General features: G+C 42.4%; 6 protein-coding genes. 5 read left to right on the top strand and 1 reads right to left on the bottom strand.

Going from position 1 to position 4642, the window contains the following annotated elements; translation table 11 throughout:
* Positions 1-445: 445 nt before the first annotated feature.
* From LC574_RS27480 to LC574_RS27470, 3 genes are all read left to right on the top strand, one after another.
* Entirely contained in the window at positions 446-715 is a 270-nt protein-coding gene (locus LC574_RS27480; protein WP_229456827.1) for a hypothetical protein, read from the top strand.
* The gene (locus LC574_RS27475; RefSeq protein ID WP_229456826.1) at positions 694-1755 is read left to right on the top strand and encodes a chemotaxis response regulator protein-glutamate methylesterase; all 1062 of its coding nucleotides are present in this window, start codon (positions 694-696) and stop codon (positions 1753-1755) included. Before LC574_RS27480 ends, LC574_RS27475 begins: the two co-directional genes overlap by 22 nt.
* A gap of 165 nt (positions 1756-1920) precedes the next feature.
* Positions 1921-2763 carry a protein-glutamate O-methyltransferase CheR gene (locus LC574_RS27470; protein ID WP_229456825.1) on the top strand — a complete coding sequence of 281 codons (843 nt, stop codon included), beginning with the start codon at positions 1921-1923 and terminating at the stop codon, positions 2761-2763.
* 45 nt (positions 2764-2808) lie between these two features.
* On the opposite strand, the gene LC574_RS27465 is transcribed toward LC574_RS27470, so the two are convergent.
* A complete protein-coding gene (locus LC574_RS27465) occupies positions 2809-3135 on the bottom strand; it encodes a DUF3140 domain-containing protein (protein WP_229456824.1) in 327 nt (108 codons plus the stop codon).
* A 185-nt stretch (positions 3136-3320) separates the two neighbouring features.
* On the opposite strand from LC574_RS27465, the gene LC574_RS27460 reads away from it, so the two are divergent.
* Together LC574_RS27460 and LC574_RS27455 are read left to right on the top strand one after the other, a co-directional pair.
* A complete protein-coding gene (locus LC574_RS27460; RefSeq protein WP_229456823.1) occupies positions 3321-3569 on the top strand; it encodes a hypothetical protein in 249 nt (82 codons plus the stop codon).
* Positions 3566-4246, top strand: coding sequence for an ATP-dependent Zn protease (locus LC574_RS27455; protein ID WP_229456822.1), 681 nt, complete (start codon positions 3566-3568; stop codon positions 4244-4246). The genes LC574_RS27460 and LC574_RS27455 overlap by 4 nt, the downstream gene beginning before the upstream one ends.
* The last annotated feature ends 396 nt before the right edge of the window (positions 4247-4642 follow it).

The raw sequence follows: 4642 nt of genomic DNA, 5'->3' as shown, positions 1-4642 counted from the left end.
TCCTTGCTAATAGCAAAAGTCATCTGAAGATGACTAAATATACCTAAAAATCTTTAGTCTACTTCAGTAGACTTTAGCTGAAAGCCAAAGAACTTTAGTTCCAGGCGGGTGAGTCAGCCAACAGTTACAGCTATTTTCAGGTAAATAGACCACGCGGTAGGGGTAAAGCCCATTGCTCATACGTGTCAACTTAACGTAAAAGCTATGTCCCGCAAGGAACTGAAGTTCCTTGCTAATAGCAAAAGTCATCTGAAGATGACTAAATATACCTAAAAATCTTTAGTCTACTTCAGTAGACTTTAGCTGAAAGCCAAAGAACTTTAGTTCCAGGCGGGTGAGTCAGCCAACAGTTAAGTTATTTCTAGGCTTTTGTTGACACCAATAGTCCCGAAGAAGTGGCAGGGGGCAGGAGAGGAGATATATTTTAGAATCCATTAATGAACCTTTGAACTCCATTAATGAACCTTTGAACTCCATTAATGAGTCTTTGAACTCCATTAATGAACCTTTGAACTCCATTAATGAACCTTTGAACTCCATTAATGAGCCTTTGAACTCCATTAATGAGCCTTTGAACTCCATTAATGAACCTTTGAACTCCATTAATGAGCCTTTGAACTCCATTAATGAGCCTTTGATACTCGTGAACAAGCATAAAAACTCCACTCCCCATTCCCCAATCCCCAATGCCCAATGCCCAAAATCCGGGTACTAATTGTTGATGACGCCGTATTAGTACGGAGTCGATTAAGTAAAATTTTGTCTAGCGATCCACAACTGGAGGTGGTAGGAGTCGCGGCTAACGGTCGCATTGCCCTTGCCAAGATTTCCCATGTTAATCCCGATGTGATCATCCTGGATATTGAGATGCCGGAGATGGATGGTTTGCAAACTCTGGTCGCTATCCGACAGAAGTATCCACACTTACCAGTCATTATGTATAGTACCTTCACACGCAGTGGAGCGATCGCAACGCTGGAAGCTCTTTCTTTAGGGGCTTCAGACTATGCCACAAAACCTAATAACTTAGGAAATGTAGAGGCAGCAACCCAACATATTCGGGATGATTTAATTCCTAAAATTAAGGTATTTGGTACATTTTTCACACCCAGCACAATTATTCATCCACTTATTTTTCCAGTTCGTAGCGATATACAGCAGGTGGAGGTTGTGGCAATTGGGGTTTCTACCGGAGGCCCAAATGCTCTGGCTGTAGTGCTTAAGGAGTTTCCAGCAGATTTATCAGTGCCAATTTTAATTGTGCAACACATGCCGCCAATGTTTACAAAACTACTAGCTAAACAATTAGCTTCCAAGTGCCAAATTCCAGTAAATGAAGCGGTTTCTGGACAGATACTAAAACCGGGACATGCGTGGATTGCACCAGGAGATTTTCATCTAATCGTGCAACGCGACAATACTGGGGTTCGACTTGCTACCCATCAAGCATCAAGAGAAAATTCTTGTCGTCCTTCAGTCGATGTGCTGTTGCGATCGGTTGCACAGGTTTATGGGGCTGGGGCGATCGCAGTTATTCTCACGGGTATGGGGCAAGATGGGTTACATGGCTGTCAGTGCATACGCGAGGCGGGTGGAGAGGTAGTTGCACAAGATAAAGCTACTAGCGTCGTGTGGGGAATGCCTGGTTTTGTTGTTAATGCCGGACTTGCCAATAAAATTCTTCCACTTAATGAGATCGCAAATGAAATTATGCACAGAATTCGTTTCAATCAAGTTCCTCTTTCTGACCTGTAATATCACCTCCGGTTAAACAGTTGTCATTGCGTTCGCTCTTAGCGTTCCCGAAGGGTACGGAGTGAAGCAATCGCTCCAGACGTTGTGATTGCTTCGTTTCACTTCGTTCCACTCGCAATGACATATCACAAGTAATTTATCGGACATGATATAATAACACAGATTATGGGTGTAAGCACTACCGATTTTGAGTATCTTCGGGAATTAGTTCATCATCATTCAGCCGTTGTGTTGTTTGGTGATAAAACCTATTTAGCAGAGTTACATTTGCAACCAATTATCGAATCGGCAGGATTAGCTTCTATCGCTGATTTGGTCACTTACTTGCGAACTCAGCCGTTTAATAGTCTTCACGTCCAGACAATTGAGGCGCTAGTCACTAACGAAACCTCATTCTTCCGTGATAACCACCCTTTTGAAGCATTGAAAAAATACGTGCTACCAGAGTTAATTAAACAACGAGCAATTGAGCGATCGCTCAACATTTGGTGTGCTGCCTGCTCTAATGGACAAGAACCTTATAGCATCGCCATACTAATTAATGAACATTTTCCCATGCTTAGTAATTGGTCGCACAAGCTAATTGCGACTGATTTTTCTACTAAAGTTTTAGCACGCGCCCGCGAGGGGTATTATAACCAACTTGAAATGAATCGTGGACTACCTAAAAATATTCGCGATCGCTACTTTCAAAGACTAGATACTGATTGGCAAATAAAGGAACAAATCCGCCAGATGGTTGATTTTCGTCAGTTGAATCTTTTGCAATCTTGGTCATCTCTGCCGCAATTCGACGTTATCTTTTTACGGAATGTTTTAATCTACTTTGATGTTGTTACCAAAAAAGCTTTGCTAAAAAAGATCAAGCAGCAATTAAGACCAGATGGCTACTTGTTTCTCGGTAGTGGTGAAACGACTATCAGCCTAGATGAATCATTCAAGCGGGTTTTATTCGACAAAGCTATCTGCTATCGATTGCACAATCCTGAAGTTAAAATTGCCGATTGAGGTAAAAATTAGCAACCTGCTGTTTGCAACCGCCAATGAGGTACTTTACTTGAGTGGGTCGTGTCCCCAATTCTTCAAAGAGTAGTACCAGCGTGTATGTTCTAAGTCGCCCGATGGTTGCTGCGCCATGTGACGATGGACATAACTAATAACTTTCTTCATGTGCGAAAGGTCATCATCGCTATAGTCATCTTTTTTCTGCAATAACTGGATGATACGCCGCCCAGATTTATGACCGATTGACTCATCGTCGCCATCCTTTTGCCCCACAGTTTGCGACTCATCCGTATCTAGCCAAAACTCTAGTTCTTTGGGTGTCATATTGACAACTTGATGAAACTCGCCAATCACTGATTTAACATCTTTGCTCATGACTAAACATTACTCCTCTACTGATATCTTGCAGCATTCTCGATTAGCACCATCGCCCGCCCAGAAATAAATTTCTGGGCTGATAGCTAAAGTCCACTCAAGTGGACTACAACCCTTCTTCAGTCTTCTTTAGAAGACTTTAGCTATTAGCCTCAGAATTCATTCTGAGGCGGTTTTTCGGACTGGTGCAAGATTTCAGCTACTTTCTTCAAAGCATCAGGCTTGCCACGCCACTACTAACATCACATTATGTTTGCGACTGGAAAAGCAGCCATCATTCTAGTGGTAGAGAAAACATTCGTTATAAAGCCAGTAATTTAATTAGGTGTAAGATGAAAAAATTAGGCGATCGCTACAACCAGCTTGATACAAAAGCTGTGCGATCGCCTGATAATGAAGAGAGATTAAGCAGATTCTCAGAAAACTCTCAATGAGCCAGACTACCTTAAATTTAGTTGCAATATCTATCTTTCTCATCACCATGTCCAGCCTGCTGGGGCCATTCATTCACTTGTCGCCCGTAGTACCAGCGCTTACTACCTTCGCTATTTTGGGAATAGCCACTTTTGACAGTTTTAGCTTACAAGGCAAAGGTGGTACTATCTTTTTAGATTGGATTGCTGGATTTTCAAGTGAACACCGCGATCGCATTGTCCACCACGAAGCAGGGCATTTCTTGGTTGCTTACCTGTTAGGTATTCCCGTTACCGGCTACACACTCAGCGCTTGGGAAGCCTGGAAACAGGGTCAACCTGGGCAAGGTGGCGTTAGCTTTGATGATGGCGAATTAGCATCTCAACTAGAAGTGGGTAAAATCAGCGCCCAAATGCTAGACCGCTACTGTACTGTTTGGATGGCAGGTATTGCCGCTGAAACCTTAGTTTTTAATAATGCTGAGGGTGGAGCTGATGATAAAAATAAGCTGATAGGAGTCTTGACAACTTTGGGATTTTCTGAATCAGTTTATCAGCAGAAATTGCGGTTTCATACCCTGCAAGCAAAAACCCTACTGGAAGAAAATTGGTCTAGCTACGAGACTTTAGTTAATGCCATGCGACAACGCACTTCGGTAGAAGATTGTCATGCTGAGTTAAGAGTAAGTGGGGAGTAGGGAGTGGGGGAGGATGAGGGGGATGAGGGGGATGAGGGGGATGAGGGGGATGAGGGGGATGAGGAAAATAACCTATGCCTAATGACTAATGACTAATCAGGGCTATTTCATTCTCATCTAGCCCGCCTCAGAATGAATTCTGAGTCTAATAGCGAAAGTCGTCTAAAGACGACTGAGAAAAGGTTATAGTCCGTTTTAACGGACTTTAGCTGTTAGCCTGGAACTTTATTTAGTTCTGGGCGGTTTATGTCTAGAACGAAATAGCCCTAAATGACTAATGACTAATGACTAATGACTAATGACTAATGACTAATGACTAATGACTAATGACTAATGACTAATGACTAATGACTAATGACTAATGACTAATGACTAATGACTAATGACTAATGACTA

The organism is Nostoc sp. CHAB 5715 (genome assembly GCF_020829685.1).
In the GTDB taxonomy this organism is placed as follows: domain Bacteria; phylum Cyanobacteriota; class Cyanobacteriia; order Cyanobacteriales; family Nostocaceae; genus Nostoc.
The sequence above is the reverse complement of the archived record's forward strand: the minus strand, read 5'-3'. Positions and strand labels throughout refer to the sequence as shown.